Source organism: uncultured Brachyspira sp., assembly GCF_944390845.1.
Classification (GTDB): domain Bacteria; phylum Spirochaetota; class Brachyspiria; order Brachyspirales; family Brachyspiraceae; genus Brachyspira; species Brachyspira pulli.
Map to the genome: position 1 here is coordinate 1 of NZ_CALXRM010000005.1, position 17,107 is coordinate 17,107.

The following is a 17,107-nucleotide window of genomic DNA, read 5'->3' on the forward strand; positions in this document are numbered from 1 at the left end:
TTTGTAGCAATTTAAATTATAAGGAATACCTTCTTTTTTTAAACTAAAAATGTGCAATATCTATGGCTCTTAAACATTATATTAACTATTTTATGCTTGTAACTTTACCGTTATATGATATAATTTTTTCTGTAAATTTGTTTTTTATTAAAAACTAATATAAGGATTGATTATATAATGGATAAAATTAATATAACTAAAATAATGGAATTATTACCACATAGATATCCTTTCTTACTTGTTGATAAAGTAGAAAGTATCGAAGATGGACAAATACATGCTATAAAAAATGTAACTTTTAATGAACCTCAATTTACTGGACATTTTCCTGAAAGTCCTATTATGCCTGGAGTTTTAATGATAGAAGCATTAGCTCAAACTTCTGGTATTTACTGCTATACAAAATTATTAAAACCTGAAGAACTTGGAAAAAAATTCATGTTCTTTGCTAAAATAGATAATGTTAAATTTAAAAATCCTGTTATACCTGGTGATGTAATGGATATGTTTGTAACAGTAGATGCTTTTAATGGAACATTGCTTAAAACTCATGGAGAAGTAAAAGTTGACGGAAAATTAGCTTGCTCTGGAGATTTAGGATTGTTCTTAGTAGATAAAGAAGCTATGAAAATAGAAAAATAATTAGCTTTAAGAAAATAAGGAAAATAAATGCCAAATAATATACATAAAACTGCGATTATTTCAGAATCTGCTAAAATAGCTGATAATGTTCAAATAGGACCTTATGCTGTTATAGAAGGTGAAGTTTCTATAGGTGAAAATACAACTATTGGAGCTCATTCTGTTATAAAGGAATATACAACTATAGGTAAAAATAATATTATACATGATCATGCTGTAATAGGAAATTTACCTCAGGATATACATTTTGATAGAAAAACTGTAAGCTTTCTTGAAATCGGTGACAATAACGAAATTAGAGAATTTGCTAATTTACATAGAGCTTCTAAAGAAAATGCTAAAACTATTATAAGAAATAATTGTTATATAATGGCTACAGGACATGTTGCCCATGACTGTGAAATACAAGATAACGTAATTATATGTAATGGTGCTTTAGTAGCTGGACATGTAAGAGTAGAAAAAGGAGCTTTTATATCTGGTAACTGTGTAGTACATCAATTCTGTGCTATAGGACAGTATGCTATGATAAGCGGTATGTCAGCTGTAGGAAGAGACATATTACCTTATGCTTTAACTGCTCATGCTGGAGAGGCTATTGTTTATAAACTTAATTTAGTTGGTATGAGACGTGCAGGTTTCACATCTGAACAAATATCTCAAGCAGAAGAAGCTTATGATTTATGGTACAATTGGAATAAAACTAAACAAGAGTTTTTAGATACATATTTAAATGACAGTTCATTAAATGAAATAGCTAAAAATATTGTAGAGTTTATATCTAAGGCAAAAAGAGGAATTACACCTAGAAAAACTGTGTAATAAAAATTATATAAAAAATAAACTTATGAGAATATTTATAGCTACTGGCGAAGTATCAGGCGACATTCAAGGTGCCTTATTAGCAAAAAAGATAAAGGAATTAGATTCTTCAATAATATTAGACGGCTTTGGCGGTGTTGAGATGCAAAAAGCCGATGTTAATATATTATCTGATATGTCAACATTATCTACTATGGGAATATTTGAAGGAGCTAATCCAGTTTATGCTTTTAAAAAATTAGGTGCTTTTAACATATTACAAGATTATCTCAAAAAAAATAAAGTTGATATAATGCTTTTAGTAGATAATCAAGGCGTTAATTTATTATTAGCTAAATATTTTAAGGCTAATAATATACCATATATTTATTATTTCCCTCCTCATGTTGGTATATGGGGAGCTTGGAATGCTAAAAAATTACTTTCAGCTAAAAAAATTATAACACCTTTCTTATTTGATTATGATGTATATAAAAAATATGGCTGTAATGTAATGTATAGCGGACATCCATTTGCCGATTTAGATTATAATAGAGAAATTCCAAAATTAGATATGCCTGAAAAAGATTATACTGTTGGCGTATTATTTGGAAGCAGACATCAGGAAATAACAAAATTGGCACCTGTATTTATTAAAGCTATGAAAATGCTTAATGATATGCTATCTTCAAATATAAGATTTGTTATACCTATAGCATATCCTGAATATACAGAACCTATCAAAAAAATTATTGATAATTATAAAAATATATTGGAAGGTGTATCATATTCTTTATTAAATGGTGAAAATAAAGATTATGTGTATTCTTATTCTGATGCCTTAATTATGTCAAGCGGAACTGCAAGTTTATTAGCAGCTTGTTATGGAAAACCAATGGTAATATGTTATAAAATATCACATATTACTTTCCTACTTGGAAAATTGCTTACTAATATAAAGTATGTTGGTATGCCTAATGTTTTACTTAATGAAGAAGCAGTTCCTGAATTATTACAAAATGACTGCAACCCTAACACCATTACAAGTTATATAATGAAATATTTAACAGATAAAGAATATTACAAAAAGGTAAGTACAAATTTGCTTAGAGTAAGAGATACATTAGGTGAAAAGAATGTATTAGAACGTATAGCTAAAGAGATTATTAAATCATGATAGATTCCCAGAGTAGTATAGAAGATATATTAAAATACATTAAAAATCATAAAAAAGAACCTGTAAAATTTAATATTATATGGCTTGATAATATTACTAAGCAAAAAATCATCTTCATAATAGAAGAAATACTAAAAAAATATAATATAGATAAATATACTAATGATGCTGTATATATTATAATGGAACTTATATCCAATGCAATTAAAGCAAGATATTTGCATATCATTACTATGAAAATATTAAAAGAAAAATTCCCTAATTTCACAAGTCAAATAGCAAATGATGAATATTTTAATGATTATGATATAATGAGTGAATATTCTAATATACTAAAAGATGATGATACTAAAAATAAATTAAAAGAATATATAAAATTAGAAAATAATCTTATAAAAGATATTGACAGCAACATAGAAATAGATGAAAAAAAATATGCACAATTATTAAATAATAATGATATGAGAAATAAATTAACTATCAAATTAATATCAAGAATTAATAAAAATGATCTTTATTTCGAAATAGTTAATGATGCTCCTCTTACGATGATAAGCAGAACAAGAATAGATTCAAAAAGATTAACTTTTAAAGAATATTATAATAATAATTTAATAGAAAAATTTTTCACAGAACAATTAGATAATAGTGAAAGTGCCGGATTTGGGCTTGCTTTGTGTGATTTAAGGCTTTTCAATCAAAATTTGGAACCGCATAACCATTTAAAAATATATGATGAAAATCATAAAACTCACTCAAGATTAATACTTCCTATTAAAAAAGAATTTAGTTTTATAACTTACCATAACAAATATTAATCAATTTACATACCCGCCCTTTAAAGCTTACAGTTCTATTCTGAATTTTAATATTTATTACATTTATAGCTTAATCAAAAATTGCAGCACCCGCCCAAGTGATGATTAGATTTAGAATTTATTTAACGCACGGTAAACTAAATTTAAAATATAATTGAATTTGAATTCAAAATAAATTTATGTTTTTAGTTTTATTCTGCGTGCGGTAAGTAGATAATAAATTTAAAAAAATCTTGGGTGGGCAGCTAAAATAACAGTAAAAATAAAAAAGAAAATATTGTTATAAATATCAGAAAAAGTTGAAAAACTAAAGGGTGGGCAAATGTAATTTAAATTTTAAAACCTTATTCTAAACCCCGCCCTTTTATTATTATTAATATTATTTAAATGTTTATTTTTATTATCTTTATAACTTAATTAGAAATTACAGCACCCGCCCAAGTGATGATTAGATTTAGAATTTATTTAACGCACGGTAAACTAAATTTAAAATATAATTGAATTTGAATTCAAAATAAATTTATGTTTTTAGTTTTATTCTGCGTGCGGTAAGTAGATATAATTTAAAAACTATATATTTAAAAAAATTATTTTTGCACCGCTTCCGCCAAGATGTATAGGAGCATCATCAGCATATTTTATATAATGCTTTCCTTCTGTTGCTAAATAATACTCTACTAGATTTTTTAATACAGGTATCCTATTTTCACTTCCAAATCCTTTACCATGTATTATTAAAATAGGACTTACTCTATTTTTTTTACATTCATAAATAAAATGCTTAACTTCTATTAAAGCTCTTTCACTTGTAAGCCCATGTAAATCAAGTCTGTCTTTTGGAATAACATTTTTTATATTAGGTTTAAATTTTATATTGATTTTTCTGTCTTGAATAGATTTTTTAGAATGATTAGTGCAATCGAGATTTTCAATTGCACTTAAAAACATATTTCTATCTTCTTCGCTAACAACAAAATCATTATTAGCAGCTTCTTTTTTTATTTCGATTTCTTTATTATCAATTTTTTGAATATTTTCTTTTTTTATATCTTTTTTTGAACTTTTAAACTCATCAGGAAAATATCCATGCTCTAAATAAAACTCAAATAGTTTTCTATCTTCTTCTTCAGAGTTTTTTGACATATTGATAAAATCCTAACAATAAATTAAGAGTTTAATAATTTTAAAAACTCAGCATTGTCTTTAGTAGAATTCATTTTATCAATAACAGTTTCTATTAATTGATCCTCATCTATACCCTGAGACTGCATATATTTTCTTAAAGCCCACATTTTATTCTTTTCTTCTTCAGTAAGAAGTAAATCTTCCCTTCTAGTAGAAGAAGAATCAATATCAATAGCAGGGAAAAGTCTTCTATTAGCAAGCTTTCTGTCTAAATGAAGCTCCATATTACCAGTACCTTTGAACTCTTCATAAATATAATCGTCCATTTTACTACCAGTATCAACCAAAGCAGAAGCAATAATAGTAAGCGAACCGCCTTCTTCAATATTACGAGCAGCACCAAAGAATCTTTTTGGTTTATGCAAAGCATTAGAATCAACACCGCCAGTTAATACTTTACCGCTTGCAGGTACAACCAAGTTATAAGCTCTTGAAAGTCTTGTGATAGAATCTAATATTATAACAACATCATGTTTATTCTCTACCAAACGTTTAGCTTTTTCTAATACCATTTCAGAAACCTGACAATGTTTATCAGGAGTTTCATCAAAAGTAGAAGCTACAACTTCAGCCTCTGGTACTTGTCTTTTCATATCAGTAACTTCTTCAGGACGTTCATCTATAAGAAGTATGAATAATTTAATATCAGGATAATTTTTACATATAGCATTAGCAATTTCCTGAAGCATCATAGTTTTACCGGCTTTAGGAGGAGCAACAATCAAACCTCTTTGACCTTTACCAATAGGAGAAACTAAATTAATGATACGTGTAGAAATTTTATTAGGTAAAAATTCCAAATCAATACGTTCATTAGGGAAAATAGGAGTTAATTTATCGAAATGAGGTCTTTTATAAAGATTATTAGGTTCCTCACCATTAACACTTTCTATTCTAAGTAAAGCAAAAAACTTTTCACCGGCATTATCTTTAGGAGGTCTCACCTCACCTCTAATAATATCACCTGTTCTAAGTCCAAATAGTCTAATTTGAGCAGGAGAAATATATATATCATCAGGTCCAACTAAATAATTACTATTCTGAGATCTTAAAAATCCAAATCCATCTTGTAAAGTTTCTAAAGTACCTTCAGCAACTATTTTACCTTCCATAGCTATTTGAGCTTTCAATATAGCATGCATAAGCTCTTGACGTCTGATATTATTATTTGCATCTTTTTTAATACCATAAGATTCAGCAAATTCTAAAAGTTCTTCAAAAGTTAAACAACTTAATTTAGTAATATAAAGGACATCATGAGGTCTTTTAACTTCTTTTACTTCATCATTAGTCTCAATTTCTTTATCAAGTTCTTCTTTTTCCTGTATAATTTCTGAATTATTTGTACTTTCTTCATTAGAGTCAGCAACAACCTGCTTTATAACTCTTTTTCTCACAACTTTTTTCACCTGAGCAGGAGCTGTTTCAATTTCCTCATTTTCATTAGATACTTTCACACGTTTTTTTGTTGGAAAAGGCATAATAATTCCTCCATAAACAATACTCATGTAAAGTTATAGCGAGTATTCGCTATAACCACACATAAGATACTATTTATATAATAAAATTTGCTTATATTAGATTTATAAACCGATTTGTTTATTTTTGTTTAATTATTATTTATTTTCAGTTTTTACAGAAGAGCTATCAGATTCGCAAAGCATAACTACACACATATCAGCAGCATCACCGAATCTTTTATATGATAAAATTTTTCTTACATAACCGCCATTTTTATTAGCATATCTAGGAGCTATATCTTTGAAAAGTTTAGTAAGTATAGTTCTATCTTTAACATACTTAGCAACCATTCTTCTATTATGAACATTATCAACTTTAGCTTTATAAATAATTTTATCAGCTAATTGTTTAATAGCTCTACCTTTTTCTTTAGTAGTTTCTATTTTTTCATATTTAAAAAGAGAAGTAAGCATATTAGAAAGCATAGCTTTTTTATGTGCACTTGTTCTATTAAATTTTTTAACTGTAACTCTATGTCTCATATTACCTATCCTTAAAAGTTTATTAACTTTTTAATATTATCCTCTCATACCAAGATGAGCACCGAACTCTGCAAGTTTTTCTTTAATTTCTTCAATGATCATTTCATTAGCACCAGTAAGTCTATTCAAATAAGCCTCACTTTTAACAGCAACTTTATCCAAAGTTTTCAAATCTGAAGCCATTAAGAAATTAGCAGTTCTAACAGAGAATTCTACTTCTTCAATATGTTTACCCTTAAGAGAATCAAGTACAGAATCTTTAGGAGTTTCTTCGATTTTTTCATCGTCACCATTAGCTTCTTCAGGGTCCATAAAATGTTTAAGATTTTCTCTTAAAATTTTAGCAGCCTGAGACAAAGCTTTTTCAGGAGCCACATTACCCTTAGTTTCTATTTCAAGAGTAAGTTTTCCATAATCTATACGTTGTCCAACTCTTACAGGTTCAACATTATATTTAACATTTAAAATAGGAGAGTATATAGCATCAATAACTATAGCATTAATATCTTCTCTCAATTCATCATTCATTTCAGCAGGTACATAACTATATCCACCCTCAATCTGAATATCCATTTCAAAAGTGTAACCTTCAGCAATTGTAGCTATATAATAGTCTGGATTATGAACTTGAGCTTCAGCATCATCTGCAACCAAATCACCAGCAGTGATAGTGCAAGGACCTTCTTTTCTCATATGAATAGTTTTAGTATCCAAATGAGGAGGAAGAGAAACTACTACATTTTTAAGATGCATAATCATAACTATAGTATCTTCTTTCATACCAGGTACATTTTCAAATTCGTTACTAACACCTTCTATTTTAATAGCAGTGATAGCATAACCAGGTATAGAAGACAACAACACTCTTCTTAAAGCATTACCAACTGTAACTGCATATCCTCTTTCAAAAGGCTGAGCAATAAACTTACCATAAGTAGGAGTTAAATCTTTCTTTTCAAAAGTAACTCTATGAGGATGTCTAATAGATTCTAATATTTCTTTTAATGCCATTCTTATAATACCTCTTATAAAAGAGTTCCATTACTTAGAATAGTACTCAATGATGAGCTGTTCATTGATAGGATACTCTATATGCTCTCTTATAGGTAAAGTAACTATTTCACCTGTTTTATTAGAAAGATCTAAACTTAACCAAGCAGGAACATATTCACTTTTTAAACCTTCTATAATAGTTTTTACCTCAGCTACTGCATTACCTCTTTCAGTAATAGAAACTTTATCACCAACTTTAACACAGTATGAAGGAACTGTCATTCTTTTTCCATTTACTGATATAAAACCATGAGCTACGAATTGTCTAGCTTGATTTCTGCTTTTAGCAAGACCAAGTCTATAAACAACATTATCCAAACGTAATTCTAATAATCTAAGTAAGTTTTCACCAGATACACCAGCTACACGAATAGCTTCATGATAATAATTTCTAAATTGTTTTTCTAAAACGCCATAAATACGTTTAACTTTTTGTTTTTCTCTCATCTGAATACCATATTCTGATAACTGTTTCATTTTACGGTTACTAGGACCTGGTACATCTCTTTTTTTTGTTATAGCACATTTAGCAGTAAGACATCTTTCGCCTTTTAACATAAGTTTAGTTTTTTCACGACGACATAATCTACAACTAGCATCTCTATATCTTGCCATATTATTTATCTCCTATTTAATACAACTTAAATACAAAAATTATATTCTTCTTCTTTTTCTAGGACGGCAACCGTTATGAGGCATTGGAGTAACGTCCTTAATAAGTTTTACTTTAAGTCCAGCAGCTTCAACTGCTCTGATAGAACTTTCTCTACCCATACCTGGACCTTTTACATAAACTTCTACTTCTCTAACACCCATTTCATAAGCTTTTTTAGATGCTTTTTCACTAGCAACTTGTGCAGCAAAAGGTGTAGATTTCTTACTACTTTTGTAATCTCCATCTAAACCTGCACTAGCCCAAGATAAAGTATCTCCATTTCTATCTGTTATAGTAACTATTGTATTATTAAAGCTAGCCTTTATATGTACTATACCAAAAGCTTCAACTTTTCTATCTTTTTTAATTTTTTTATCTTTTAGAGTTTTTTTACCTTTTTGAGTAGCCACTATTATCCCCCATTAATTATTTTTTACCTGGTGCTTTTTTCTTACCAGCTATTGCTTTTCTAGCTCCACCACCTCTAGCATTACGTGAGTTAGTGCGAGTACGCTGACCATGTACAGGAAGCCTCTTAATATGACGCATTCCACGATATGAGTGAATGTCTTTTAAACGCTTTATGTTATTATAAAGCTCTGTACGTAAATCACCTTCTACTTTAGTAGTGGCTTCTATAGCATCTCTTAAAGCTGTAATTTGTGCGTCTGTTAAATCTTTAGCTTTGATAGAATAATCTATATTAGCTTTATCACAAATAACATGAGCAAGAGTGCGACCTATACCATATATGTCGGTAAGGGCTATTTCTATTCTTTTATTGTTTCTAATTTCAACACCCATTAAGCGTGCCATATTAATTATCTCCTTAAATTAATTACTTCTGTTTTTGTTTATGTCTTGGGTTTTTCTTACATATAACTCTAACTACGCCTTTTCTTTTAACTATTTGACAGTCATTACAGCGTTTTTTTATAGAACTTTTTACTTTCATTGTAACTAATCTCCATTTAATTTATTACTTATAACGATAAATTATTCTACCCTTTGTCAAATCATAGGGAGACATTTCTATAGTTACCTTATCACCAGGAAGTATACGAATGAAATTCATACGCATTTTACCTGATATATGTGCCAATATCTTATGACCATTGTCAAGCTCTACTTTAAAAGTAGCATTTGGTAGAGGTTCTACTACTGTACCCTCTATCTCTATAGTTTCTCTCTCAGCCATTTTTGTTTACCTTCTAACTTTAGATTTCTTTAATATGCCATCATAGTTATGCATTTGTAAATATGATTCTATTTGTTTCAATAACTCAACAGCAACACTTACACTAATCATTACTGAAGTTCCACCCATTAAATAAACAAGCGAATTATTTGTACCTCTAAAAGGAGCAAATATAGGAATCTTAGACATTAAATCAGGGAATACTGCTATAGCTGCCAAGAATATGGAACCACCTATAGTTATTCTGCTTAATACTGTTTTAAGATATTCCGCTGTCTGTGTACCTGGTCTGTAACCTGGTATAAAACCGCCTGATTTCTTAAGATTCTCAGCTATATCATCAGGATTGAACTGTACTGATGTGTAAACATAAGCAAACATTATAACTAAAAGACAATATAGAATAATATATGCCCAGCTGCCATAAGAGAAAAATCTAAGTAAAGCATCTAACCATCTCCACTGAACACCTCTAGTTAAACTAGCTATTTGAGCAGGGATTGCCATTAGAGCAGAAGCAAATATTATAGGTATAACGCCTGATGGATTGATTTTGAAAGGTATATGAGTAGATTGAGCTCCGAATACTTTTCTACCAACCACACGTTTAGCATATTGTACTGGAATTCTTCGCTGTCCGCTTTCTTCATAAACTACACAAAAGATTACTATTGCGAAAATAATGAAGAAAAGAACTATAACTAAAGAATTTAAATATTCGCTTTCTCTTTTTTGTATAACATCATAAACACCAGCAGGAATACGAGCAACAATACCAGCAAAAATTATAACAGATATACCGTTACCAAGGCCGCGTTCTGTAATTTGGTCACCTAGCCACATCAAGAACATGGTACCAGCAGTAGCTGTTACAACTACTAAAAATATAAATCCTAATCCAGGATTCATAAATATCATAGCACCTTCATTTATACTCTGTATCCAACTAGCCATAGCTGCAGATTGTATTACACAAAGAACAAGTGTTAGATATCTAACATACTGATTTATCTTTTTACGACCGCTTTCACCTTCTTTTTGCATTCTCTCAAGTGCAGGTATAACTACACCGAGAAGCTGCATAATAATGGAAGCAGAAATATAAGGCATGATACCAAGTGCTAATATAGAAAATCTAAATAAAGCACCACCGGAAAATAGATCCATAATAGTTAAAAGACCTCCACCACCTTGTGATGAAGATAAGAAACCCAATAATGCAGATGGATCTATACCAGGTGTTGGAATATGACTACCTATTCTGTAAACTAATATAGCAACAATAGTAAATAGGATTCTACTTCTTAATTCTTGTACCTTAAATATATTAGTTAATGATTTCAACATTATAGTTTACCTTAAGACTTTTTATCTTCTTTCTTTCTAATATATTTTTTACGTTCATGTATTATAACTTTACCGCCAGATTTTTCAATCTTTTCTATAGCTTTTTTACTAGCCATATCAACTGTTATAGTAACAGCATTCTTTACTTCACCCATAGAAAGAAGTTTTATATAATCTCTCTTAGATGATAAAAATCCTAATTGTAGTAAAGTATCTCTGCTTATTTCATTACCAATTGAATCTAAATCACCAACATTGATAACATTTACACATTTTTTGAAAGCTGCATTAGTGAATCCGCTTTTTGGGATTCTTCTATGTAAAGGCATTTGTCCACCTTCAAAACCTGCTCTTCTGCTGTAACCAGCACGAGATTGTGCACCTTTATCACCTCTACCTGCAGTACAACCCCAACCAGAACCTTGACCGCGTCCTACTCTGTGACGTTTTTTGCTTGATCCTTTAGGAGCTCTTAATATTTTTGTATTTTCTTGTGCCATTTCCTAGCCCTCACTTATACTCAACTTTAAGAAGGTGTGATATTTTATTTATCATTCCATTTATTTGAGGAGTTGCTTCATGTTCTACAACTCTTTTACCCTTTTTGAAACCTAAAGCTACAACAGTATCTCTTTGAGACTTTTCATAGCCTATAGGAGATTTAACTAATGTTATTACAACTTTAGCCATTATTCTGCCCCCCCATAAATCTGGTCTATACTAATTCCTCTTTTATTAGCCATATATTCAACTGTTTTTAAAGATTTTAAACCTTCAAAAGTAGCTTTAGCTAAGTTCATAGAATTGTTATTACCTAAAGATTTAGAAAGAATATTTTTTACTCCAGCTAATTCTAATACTGCACGTGCAGGGCCGCCTGAAATAACTCCAGTACCTTTAGAAGCTGGTTTCATAACTATTCTGCTGCTTCTGAATACGCCAACTGTATTATGGGGTATAGTTTCACCTTTTAAGTTTACTTCTATCATGTTTTTCTTAGCTTGTTCTATAGCTTTTCTTATAGCATCTGGTACTTCGTTTGCTTTACCATAACCTAAACCAACATGACCATTCTTATCACCTAAAACCATTAAAGCGGCAAATCTAAAACGTCTTCCACCTTTCATAACTTTTGCAACTCTGTTCAAAGTTATAAGACGTTCTTCATACATACTTTTTTCTTCGTTGTTATTTATATCGTGTGCCAAGGTCATACTCCTTAAAATTTCAATCCTGCTTCACGAGCACCGTCAGCTAAGGATTTTATTTTTCCATGATATATATAGCCGTTTCTATCGAATACAACTTCATTAATATTTTTTTCTTTTGCTCTAGTAGCTAAAACTTTACCTATTTCTCTAGCTATATCAACATTCTTACCACTTTTTAATTCTTTTTCTTGAGAAGATGCTGATACTAAAGTTATACCTTTACTATCATCTATTATTTGAGCAGATACATATTTAAGACTCTTATGAACTGTAAGTCTAGGACGCTCAGAACTTCCCTCGATTTTTATACGTATACTTCTCTTTCTTCTTTCACGTTGAGCTTTAATTTTTTCTCTTAAACCCATAGCTTACCCCTTACTTAGCAGCTTTTTTACTTTCTTTCATTTTTACATGCTCGCCATCAAATCTAACACCTTTACCTTTATAAGGTTCAACTGGTCTTTTCTTTTTGATATTCATAGCAAGCTCGCCTACTTGTTCTTTATCATTACCTTCAATAATGATCTTTGTGTCTTTCTCTACTGTTACTTTAACACCTTCTGGTATTTTCATTTTTACATCGCTAGAAAAACCTAATTGTAATGTTATAGTATCACCTTGTACATTAGAACGGTAACCTGTACCTTCTAATTGTAAAACCTTTTTATATCCAGTAGTAACACCTTCTATCATATTAGAAATAAGTTTCCACACCAAACCTAATTGTGCAGAATATTTAGCTTTATTTTCTTTAATAGCTTTCTCGTCAGTACTTTCAATCTTAGGAGGTTTAACCCAAAGAGAATTATTTTCAAGTTCAAGTATTATATAATCAAAAAACTCTCTTGTCAACTCCCCTCTTTTACCTTTTACGATTACTTTGTGTCCGTCTACTTTTACTTCAACGCCTTGAGGTATCGCGATAGGTTTATTAGATAATCTACTCATTATTAATACCCTCTTAATTTATTACCAAACGTAGCATAAAACTTCGCCGCCAACTTTTTCTTTTCTAGCTTCTTTATCTGTCATTACACCTTTGCTTGTAGATATAACAGATATACCAAAACCATTTTTTACTTGAGGTATAGTGTCTACTGAGGTATAAACTCTTAAACCTGGAGTTGATACTCTTTGAATGCCTTCTATTACTGAACTTCCCTCATAATATTTCAAGTCTATCTCTATGCGGAAGAAATTTTTATCTTTTACTTCTACTTTCTTGAAGTCATTAATATATCCTTCTTTCTTCAAAATTGCAAGTATATTTTCCATTTTTGTAGAAAAAGGTATAGTAACAGCTTCTTTTTTTGCTCTACATCCATTTCTTATTATAGTTAAAGCATCTGCTATTGGATCATGTACACTCATTATACTCTCCTTAATTACCAACTAGACTTAGTTACGCCTGGTATTAAACCTTTATTTGCTAAATCTCTAAAACATATTCTGCACATCTTGTACTGTCTTATATAAGCTCTTGGTCTACCACATATAGGGCAACGATTATACTGTCTTGTTTTATATTTTTGTTTTTTTGTAGCTTTAACTTTAAGTGCCAATCTAGCCATTATTTATTCTCCTGACTTTTAGGTGCTGCACGGAATGGCAAACCAACTCTTTCTAATAAAGTGCGAGCCATTTCGTCATTATCTGCAGTAGTTACTATTGTTATATTTAAGCCTTTTACAGCGTCTGTTTTATCGAAACTTATTTCTGGGAATATTGTATGTTCTTTTATTCCCAAGTTATAGTTACCTTTACCATCAAATCCTCTTCTAGGAATACCTTGGAAGTCTCTTACTCTTGGTAATGCTATAAATATTAATCTCTCTAAGAAGTCATACATTCTTTCACCTCTTAAAGTTACTCTACAACCTATAGGCATACCTTGTCTTAATTTGAAGTTAGCTATAGACTTTTTAGCTCTTGTTACAACAGCTCTCTGTCCTGCTATTTGGGTAAGTTCTTCTACAGCAGAATCAACATATTTTTTATCTGTTACTGCTTGAGTTACTCCCATATTGATTATTATTTTCTCAATTTTAGGAATAGCCATTGTAGAGCTTAAATTCATATCTTTTAGTAGAGACTGTTTAATTTCGTTTTCATACCTATCTTTCAATACTGACATAATTTATTACTCCTACTTACTTATCAAGAACTTCGCCCGATTTTTTGGCATATCTTTTCATTTTACCATTAACTTCTTTTCTTCCAATTCTAACAGCTTTTCCATTTTTACCTACAACCATTACATTGGATATATGTATTGAAGCTTCTTTCTCTACTATACCGCCTTTTTGATTCTCTTGGCTTTTTGGCATAGTTTTTTTGATCATGTTGATGTTCTTTACTAGAACTCTTCCTCTTGCTCTATCTATAGACAATACTTCGCCACGTTCTCCGCTTTGTTCTCCAGCTATTACCTCAACAGTATCGCCTTTTCTTACTTTGTATTTTGTCTTACTTAAATCTTGTTTCTTTATCATATTATATTACCTCTGGTGCAAGTGATACTATCTTCATAAAGCCTCTATCTCTAAGCTCACGTGCTACTGGTCCAAATATACGTTTACCGCGAGGCTCTTTTTTATCATCAACTATAACAGCAGCATTTTCATCAAAACGTATGTATGAACCGTCTGGACGTCTAACTTCTTTTTTTACTCTTACTATTACAGCTTTTACTACTTTACCTTTTTCTATAGAGCAAGTAGGTATTATATCTGTTACAGAACAAACTATAACATCTCCTAAAGTAGCATATCTACGTCTACTTCCTCCTAATACCTTAATACATTTTAACTTTTTCACGCCTGTGTTGTCGGCTACATTAAGAGTACTTGGTACTTGTATCATAGTTATTACTCTCCTTCAACCTGTGAAACTGCTGCTTCTGGAGCATGTTTTTCACGTTTTAATACGCTTTCTACATCGCTATCTATAGAATCTTTTTCTATACGCTCTGCTTTCTTGATTATTTTTGTTAATCTAAATTTTTTATCTTTACTAAGAGGTCTGCACTCTACTACTCTTACTAAATCGCCTTCATGGCATTCATTTTTTTCGTCATGAGCTTTATAGCGTTTATTTTTACTAATAGTTTTACCATAGAGTGGGTGTTTCTGCTTGCTTTCTACTTTTACAACTATAGTTTTATCCATTTTATCAGAAACTACAATTCCCTCAAGTACTCTTTTATATTTTTTTGCTTTGCTATCCACAGTAATACCTCACTATTTTTTTATACCAAGTTCATATTGACGAATAAATGTCTTAACTCTGGCTATATCTTTACGAGCTTTCTTTAATTGATGTGTTTGTCTAGCATCACCAACTACTTTTTCAAATCTATGCTCTTGATATTCTTTTTCTAATTTTAGAAGTTCACCTTTAAGCTCTTCTAAACCTAATGACTTATAATCTTTATTGTTTTTAGCCATTATATAGCCTCCCTCTTAATGAACTTAGTTTTTATAGGAAGCTTGAAACCAGCCAATCTAAAAGCTGATTGAGCTAACTCTTCTGGAACGCCTGCTATTTCAAATATTACTTTTCCAGGTTTAACTACAGCTACCCAATATTCAACGTTACCTTTACCTTTACCCATTCTAGTCTCAGCAGGCTTTTTAGTATAAGGTTTATCTGGAAATACTTTTATCCACATTTTACCTACACGTTTAACATGTCTAGATATAGCAATACGTGCAGCTTCAATTTGTCTATCAGTTAACCATACAGGCTCTAATGCCATTAAACCGTAATCTCCGAAAGTCAAGTTACTGCCTCTCTTAGATTTACCTTTCATTCTGCCTCTATGATGTTTACGATATTTCATTCTTGATGGTTGTAACATTATCTATCTCCTTTGGCACTGATAACTTTACCAGCATCATCTTGCTTATGCTCTTTCTTATCAAGAATTTCACCCTTATAGATCCACACTTTTATTCCTATAATACCAAATGTAGTGAGTGCCTCTGCAGTGCCATAATCTATATTAGCTCTTAATGTATGTAATGGTACTGAACCATTTTTATATTGTTCTGTTCTAGCAATATCAGCACCTGCTAAACGACCAGAACACATAACTTTTATTCCTTTAGCACCTTTCTTCATAGCTTGAGTTATAACGCTTTTCATAGCTCTTCTAAAAGCAACACGCATTTCTAATTGACGTGCTACGCTTTGAGCTGCCAAAGTAGCATCTAACTCAGCATCTCTAATTTCTGTAATAGAGAAATGAACTGGTTTTTTTACCATCTTTTGTACTGCTGTTTTCACAGTTTCAACTCTCTGACCTTTTGGACCTATTACAACTCCTGCTCTTGCAGTAGAGATGAAAATATTAATTCTATCTGGGAAACGTACTATTTGTATGTCAGATATAGCAGGGTCAAAAGACTCTTTTTTTCCACCAATTTTCTTTTGTTCTTCTTTTAATGTTTTATAATAATAATTCATTATATAGCGTCTGATAGATAAATCTTCATGCAAACTGTCTGCATAAGTTCTGCTATCTTCAAACCATTTACTAGACCAAGTTTTGTTAATTCCGAGTCTTAAGCCTATTGGACTAACCTTTTGACCCATAGTTTATACCTCCGCTGCTTTAGGTGCTTCTTCTTTTTTAGCACTCTTAGCTTTTAATTTTTTCTTTTCAGGTTTTTTATCATCACTTAATACTATAGTTATATGTGAAAGTCTTCTTAATATAGGGTCAGCACTACCTCTGCTTGCAGCACGTATACGTTTTAAAGTTGGTGCTTTATCTACATAAGCAGTTTTTACCCATAATGTATCTGGATTGATATTTCTTGATTGGAATATAGCATTAGCTATTCCACTTTTAATAGCCTTTCTTAGAACTACTGATGACATCTGTGGCATTGTTGCAAGATTAGATATAGCATGATTTACATACTCGCCTTTTACAAATGGAAGTAATCTTGCTACTTTTCTACGACCAATGCGTAAATAACGTACCTTTACTTTATAATCCATAGCCTAAATC

General features: G+C 30.6%; 28 protein-coding genes and 1 pseudogene. 4 read left to right on the plus strand and 25 right to left on the minus strand.

Translation table 11 applies throughout. The features are described from left to right. The first annotated feature begins 177 nt into the window (after positions 1-177). The 4 genes from fabZ to Q0K52_RS01660 are packed head-to-tail and all read left to right on the plus strand — an operon-like array spanning position 178 to position 3,438. Entirely contained in the window at positions 178-642 is a 465-nt protein-coding gene (gene fabZ / locus Q0K52_RS01645) for a 3-hydroxyacyl-ACP dehydratase FabZ (protein WP_297295796.1), read from the plus strand. 27 nt (positions 643-669) lie between these two features. After that, a complete protein-coding gene (lpxA, locus tag Q0K52_RS01650) occupies positions 670-1,464 on the plus strand; it encodes an acyl-ACP--UDP-N-acetylglucosamine O-acyltransferase (protein ID WP_297295798.1) in 795 nt (264 codons plus the stop codon). 25 nt (positions 1,465-1,489) lie between these two features. Beyond that, on the plus strand, positions 1,490-2,620 hold the full coding sequence (lpxB, locus tag Q0K52_RS01655; RefSeq protein WP_297295800.1) for a lipid-A-disaccharide synthase: 1,131 nt from the start codon (positions 1,490-1,492) through the stop codon (positions 2,618-2,620). After that, entirely contained in the window at positions 2,617-3,438 is an 822-nt protein-coding gene (locus Q0K52_RS01660; RefSeq protein WP_297295801.1) for a hypothetical protein, read from the plus strand. The genes lpxB and Q0K52_RS01660 overlap by 4 nt, the downstream gene beginning before the upstream one ends. Before the next feature lie 570 nt (positions 3,439-4,008). On the opposite strand, the gene Q0K52_RS01665 is transcribed toward Q0K52_RS01660, so the two are convergent. The 25 genes and pseudogenes from Q0K52_RS01665 to rplV form a co-directional block, all read right to left on the minus strand. After that, entirely contained in the window at positions 4,009-4,581 is a 573-nt protein-coding gene (locus Q0K52_RS01665) for a Smr/MutS family protein (RefSeq protein WP_297295803.1), read from the minus strand. 23 nt (positions 4,582-4,604) lie between these two features. Further along, positions 4,605-6,104, minus strand: a complete 1,500-nt coding sequence (rho, locus tag Q0K52_RS01670; protein ID WP_297295805.1) for a transcription termination factor Rho — start codon at positions 6,102-6,104, stop codon at positions 4,605-4,607. A 135-nt stretch (positions 6,105-6,239) separates the two neighbouring features. Continuing rightward, positions 6,240-6,626: a 50S ribosomal protein L17 gene (rplQ, locus tag Q0K52_RS01675; protein ID WP_297295807.1), complete on the minus strand. Its 387-nt coding sequence runs from the start codon at positions 6,624-6,626 to the stop codon at positions 6,240-6,242. Positions 6,627-6,662: 36 nt separating this feature from the next. Next, positions 6,663-7,637 carry a DNA-directed RNA polymerase subunit alpha gene (locus Q0K52_RS01680; RefSeq protein WP_297295809.1) on the minus strand — a complete coding sequence of 325 codons (975 nt, stop codon included), beginning with the start codon at positions 7,635-7,637 and terminating at the stop codon, positions 6,663-6,665. A 30-nt stretch (positions 7,638-7,667) separates the two neighbouring features. Further along, complete coding sequence (gene rpsD, locus Q0K52_RS01685; protein WP_297295811.1) at positions 7,668-8,294, minus strand: 30S ribosomal protein S4; 627 nt, start codon at positions 8,292-8,294, stop codon at positions 7,668-7,670. Between the two features lie 39 nt (positions 8,295-8,333). Next, on the minus strand, positions 8,334-8,702 hold the full coding sequence (gene rpsK / locus Q0K52_RS01690) for a 30S ribosomal protein S11 (RefSeq protein ID WP_367270948.1): 369 nt from the start codon (positions 8,700-8,702) through the stop codon (positions 8,334-8,336). A 58-nt stretch (positions 8,703-8,760) separates the two neighbouring features. After that, positions 8,761-9,150, minus strand: coding sequence for a 30S ribosomal protein S13 (rpsM, locus tag Q0K52_RS01695; RefSeq protein ID WP_008723417.1), 390 nt, complete (start codon positions 9,148-9,150; stop codon positions 8,761-8,763). A gap of 22 nt (positions 9,151-9,172) precedes the next feature. Beyond that, the gene (gene rpmJ, locus Q0K52_RS01700) at positions 9,173-9,289 is read right to left on the minus strand and encodes a 50S ribosomal protein L36 (protein WP_008723415.1); all 117 of its coding nucleotides are present in this window, start codon (positions 9,287-9,289) and stop codon (positions 9,173-9,175) included. 24 nt (positions 9,290-9,313) lie between these two features. Continuing rightward, positions 9,314-9,532 carry a translation initiation factor IF-1 gene (gene infA, locus Q0K52_RS01705; RefSeq protein ID WP_297295815.1) on the minus strand — a complete coding sequence of 73 codons (219 nt, stop codon included), beginning with the start codon at positions 9,530-9,532 and terminating at the stop codon, positions 9,314-9,316. Positions 9,533-9,538: 6 nt separating this feature from the next. Next, a complete protein-coding gene (secY, locus tag Q0K52_RS01710) occupies positions 9,539-10,879 on the minus strand; it encodes a preprotein translocase subunit SecY (protein ID WP_297295817.1) in 1,341 nt (446 codons plus the stop codon). Between the two features lie 11 nt (positions 10,880-10,890). Then, positions 10,891-11,379, minus strand: a complete 489-nt coding sequence (rplO, locus tag Q0K52_RS01715) for a 50S ribosomal protein L15 (protein WP_297295819.1) — start codon at positions 11,377-11,379, stop codon at positions 10,891-10,893. Between the two features lie 10 nt (positions 11,380-11,389). After that, complete coding sequence (gene rpmD, locus Q0K52_RS01720) at positions 11,390-11,569, minus strand: 50S ribosomal protein L30 (RefSeq protein WP_008723411.1); 180 nt, start codon at positions 11,567-11,569, stop codon at positions 11,390-11,392. Beyond that, a complete protein-coding gene (gene rpsE / locus Q0K52_RS01725; protein ID WP_297295940.1) occupies positions 11,569-12,051 on the minus strand; it encodes a 30S ribosomal protein S5 in 483 nt (160 codons plus the stop codon). The genes rpmD and rpsE overlap by 1 nt, the downstream gene beginning before the upstream one ends. 47 nt (positions 12,052-12,098) lie before the next feature. Next, positions 12,099-12,455 carry a 50S ribosomal protein L18 gene (gene rplR, locus Q0K52_RS01730; RefSeq protein WP_297295822.1) on the minus strand — a complete coding sequence of 119 codons (357 nt, stop codon included), beginning with the start codon at positions 12,453-12,455 and terminating at the stop codon, positions 12,099-12,101. Between the two features lie 10 nt (positions 12,456-12,465). Next, the gene (gene rplF / locus Q0K52_RS01735; protein WP_297295824.1) at positions 12,466-13,038 is read right to left on the minus strand and encodes a 50S ribosomal protein L6; all 573 of its coding nucleotides are present in this window, start codon (positions 13,036-13,038) and stop codon (positions 12,466-12,468) included. Positions 13,039-13,059: 21 nt separating this feature from the next. Continuing rightward, positions 13,060-13,461 (minus strand): 30S ribosomal protein S8, encoded by a 402-nt coding sequence (gene rpsH, locus Q0K52_RS01740; protein ID WP_012671629.1) that lies wholly within the window; start codon positions 13,459-13,461, stop codon positions 13,060-13,062. 14 nt (positions 13,462-13,475) lie between these two features. Continuing rightward, the gene (locus Q0K52_RS01745; protein WP_008723403.1) at positions 13,476-13,661 is read right to left on the minus strand and encodes a type Z 30S ribosomal protein S14; all 186 of its coding nucleotides are present in this window, start codon (positions 13,659-13,661) and stop codon (positions 13,476-13,478) included. Beyond that, positions 13,661-14,224: a 50S ribosomal protein L5 gene (rplE, locus tag Q0K52_RS01750; RefSeq protein WP_297295826.1), complete on the minus strand. Its 564-nt coding sequence runs from the start codon at positions 14,222-14,224 to the stop codon at positions 13,661-13,663. The genes Q0K52_RS01745 and rplE overlap by 1 nt, the downstream gene beginning before the upstream one ends. Positions 14,225-14,240: 16 nt before the next feature. Then, on the minus strand, positions 14,241-14,582 hold the full coding sequence (gene rplX, locus Q0K52_RS01755; protein ID WP_297295828.1) for a 50S ribosomal protein L24: 342 nt from the start codon (positions 14,580-14,582) through the stop codon (positions 14,241-14,243). 1 nt (position 14,583) lies between these two features. Beyond that, positions 14,584-14,952, minus strand: a complete 369-nt coding sequence (gene rplN / locus Q0K52_RS01760; protein ID WP_013114308.1) for a 50S ribosomal protein L14 — start codon at positions 14,950-14,952, stop codon at positions 14,584-14,586. 104 nt (positions 14,953-15,056) lie between these two features. Beyond that, positions 15,057-15,317 (minus strand): annotated as a pseudogene (rpsQ, locus tag Q0K52_RS01765) (30S ribosomal protein S17); the annotation flags it as partial. Positions 15,318-15,329: 12 nt separating this feature from the next. After that, the gene (gene rpmC, locus Q0K52_RS01770) at positions 15,330-15,536 is read right to left on the minus strand and encodes a 50S ribosomal protein L29 (protein ID WP_014933896.1); all 207 of its coding nucleotides are present in this window, start codon (positions 15,534-15,536) and stop codon (positions 15,330-15,332) included. Continuing rightward, the gene (rplP, locus tag Q0K52_RS01775; RefSeq protein ID WP_008727113.1) at positions 15,536-15,949 is read right to left on the minus strand and encodes a 50S ribosomal protein L16; all 414 of its coding nucleotides are present in this window, start codon (positions 15,947-15,949) and stop codon (positions 15,536-15,538) included. The genes rpmC and rplP overlap by 1 nt, the downstream gene beginning before the upstream one ends. Continuing rightward, positions 15,949-16,686: a 30S ribosomal protein S3 gene (gene rpsC, locus Q0K52_RS01780; RefSeq protein ID WP_020004613.1), complete on the minus strand. Its 738-nt coding sequence runs from the start codon at positions 16,684-16,686 to the stop codon at positions 15,949-15,951. Before rpsC ends, rplP begins: the two co-directional genes overlap by 1 nt. Before the next feature lie 3 nt (positions 16,687-16,689). Beyond that, on the minus strand, positions 16,690-17,097 hold the full coding sequence (rplV, locus tag Q0K52_RS01785) for a 50S ribosomal protein L22 (RefSeq protein ID WP_297295835.1): 408 nt from the start codon (positions 17,095-17,097) through the stop codon (positions 16,690-16,692). Positions 17,098-17,107 lie beyond the last annotated feature (10 nt).

Coding starts and splice junctions, on each gene's coding strand:
- fabZ (WP_297295796.1), top strand. CDS start 178: ATGGATAAAATTAATATAACTAAAATAATGGAATTATTACCACATAGA.
- lpxA (WP_297295798.1), top strand. CDS start 670: ATGCCAAATAATATACATAAAACTGCGATTATTTCAGAATCTGCTAAA.
- lpxB (WP_297295800.1), top strand. CDS start 1,490: ATGAGAATATTTATAGCTACTGGCGAAGTATCAGGCGACATTCAAGGT.
- Q0K52_RS01660 (WP_297295801.1), top strand. CDS start 2,617: ATGATAGATTCCCAGAGTAGTATAGAAGATATATTAAAATACATTAAA.
- Q0K52_RS01665 (WP_297295803.1), bottom strand. CDS start 4,581: ATGTCAAAAAACTCTGAAGAAGAAGATAGAAAACTATTTGAGTTTTAT.
- rho (WP_297295805.1), bottom strand. CDS start 6,104: ATGCCTTTTCCAACAAAAAAACGTGTGAAAGTATCTAATGAAAATGAG.
- rplQ (WP_297295807.1), bottom strand. CDS start 6,626: ATGAGACATAGAGTTACAGTTAAAAAATTTAATAGAACAAGTGCACAT.
- Q0K52_RS01680 (WP_297295809.1), bottom strand. CDS start 7,637: ATGGCATTAAAAGAAATATTAGAATCTATTAGACATCCTCATAGAGTT.
- rpsD (WP_297295811.1), bottom strand. CDS start 8,294: ATGGCAAGATATAGAGATGCTAGTTGTAGATTATGTCGTCGTGAAAAA.
- rpsM (WP_008723417.1), bottom strand. CDS start 9,150: ATGGCACGCTTAATGGGTGTTGAAATTAGAAACAATAAAAGAATAGAA.
- rpmJ (WP_008723415.1), bottom strand. CDS start 9,289: ATGAAAGTAAAAAGTTCTATAAAAAAACGCTGTAATGACTGTCAAATA.
- infA (WP_297295815.1), bottom strand. CDS start 9,532: ATGGCTGAGAGAGAAACTATAGAGATAGAGGGTACAGTAGTAGAACCT.
- secY (WP_297295817.1), bottom strand. CDS start 10,879: ATGTTGAAATCATTAACTAATATATTTAAGGTACAAGAATTAAGAAGT.
- rplO (WP_297295819.1), bottom strand. CDS start 11,379: ATGGCACAAGAAAATACAAAAATATTAAGAGCTCCTAAAGGATCAAGC.
- rpmD (WP_008723411.1), bottom strand. CDS start 11,569: ATGGCTAAAGTTGTAATAACATTAGTTAAATCTCCTATAGGCTATGAA.
- rpsE (WP_297295940.1), bottom strand. CDS start 12,051: ATGTATGAAGAACGTCTTATAACTTTGAACAGAGTTGCAAAAGTTATG.
- rplR (WP_297295822.1), bottom strand. CDS start 12,455: ATGGGTTTAAGAGAAAAAATTAAAGCTCAACGTGAAAGAAGAAAGAGA.
- rplF (WP_297295824.1), bottom strand. CDS start 13,038: ATGAGTAGATTATCTAATAAACCTATCGCGATACCTCAAGGCGTTGAA.
- rpsH (WP_012671629.1), bottom strand. CDS start 13,461: ATGAGTGTACATGATCCAATAGCAGATGCTTTAACTATAATAAGAAAT.
- Q0K52_RS01745 (WP_008723403.1), bottom strand. CDS start 13,661: ATGGCTAGATTGGCACTTAAAGTTAAAGCTACAAAAAAACAAAAATAT.
- rplE (WP_297295826.1), bottom strand. CDS start 14,224: ATGTCAGTATTGAAAGATAGGTATGAAAACGAAATTAAACAGTCTCTA.
- rplX (WP_297295828.1), bottom strand. CDS start 14,582: ATGATAAAGAAACAAGATTTAAGTAAGACAAAATACAAAGTAAGAAAA.
- rplN (WP_013114308.1), bottom strand. CDS start 14,952: ATGATACAAGTACCAAGTACTCTTAATGTAGCCGACAACACAGGCGTG.
- rpmC (WP_014933896.1), bottom strand. CDS start 15,536: ATGGCTAAAAACAATAAAGATTATAAGTCATTAGGTTTAGAAGAGCTT.
- rplP (WP_008727113.1), bottom strand. CDS start 15,949: ATGTTACAACCATCAAGAATGAAATATCGTAAACATCATAGAGGCAGA.
- rpsC (WP_020004613.1), bottom strand. CDS start 16,686: ATGGGTCAAAAGGTTAGTCCAATAGGCTTAAGACTCGGAATTAACAAA.
- rplV (WP_297295835.1), bottom strand. CDS start 17,097: ATGGATTATAAAGTAAAGGTACGTTATTTACGCATTGGTCGTAGAAAA.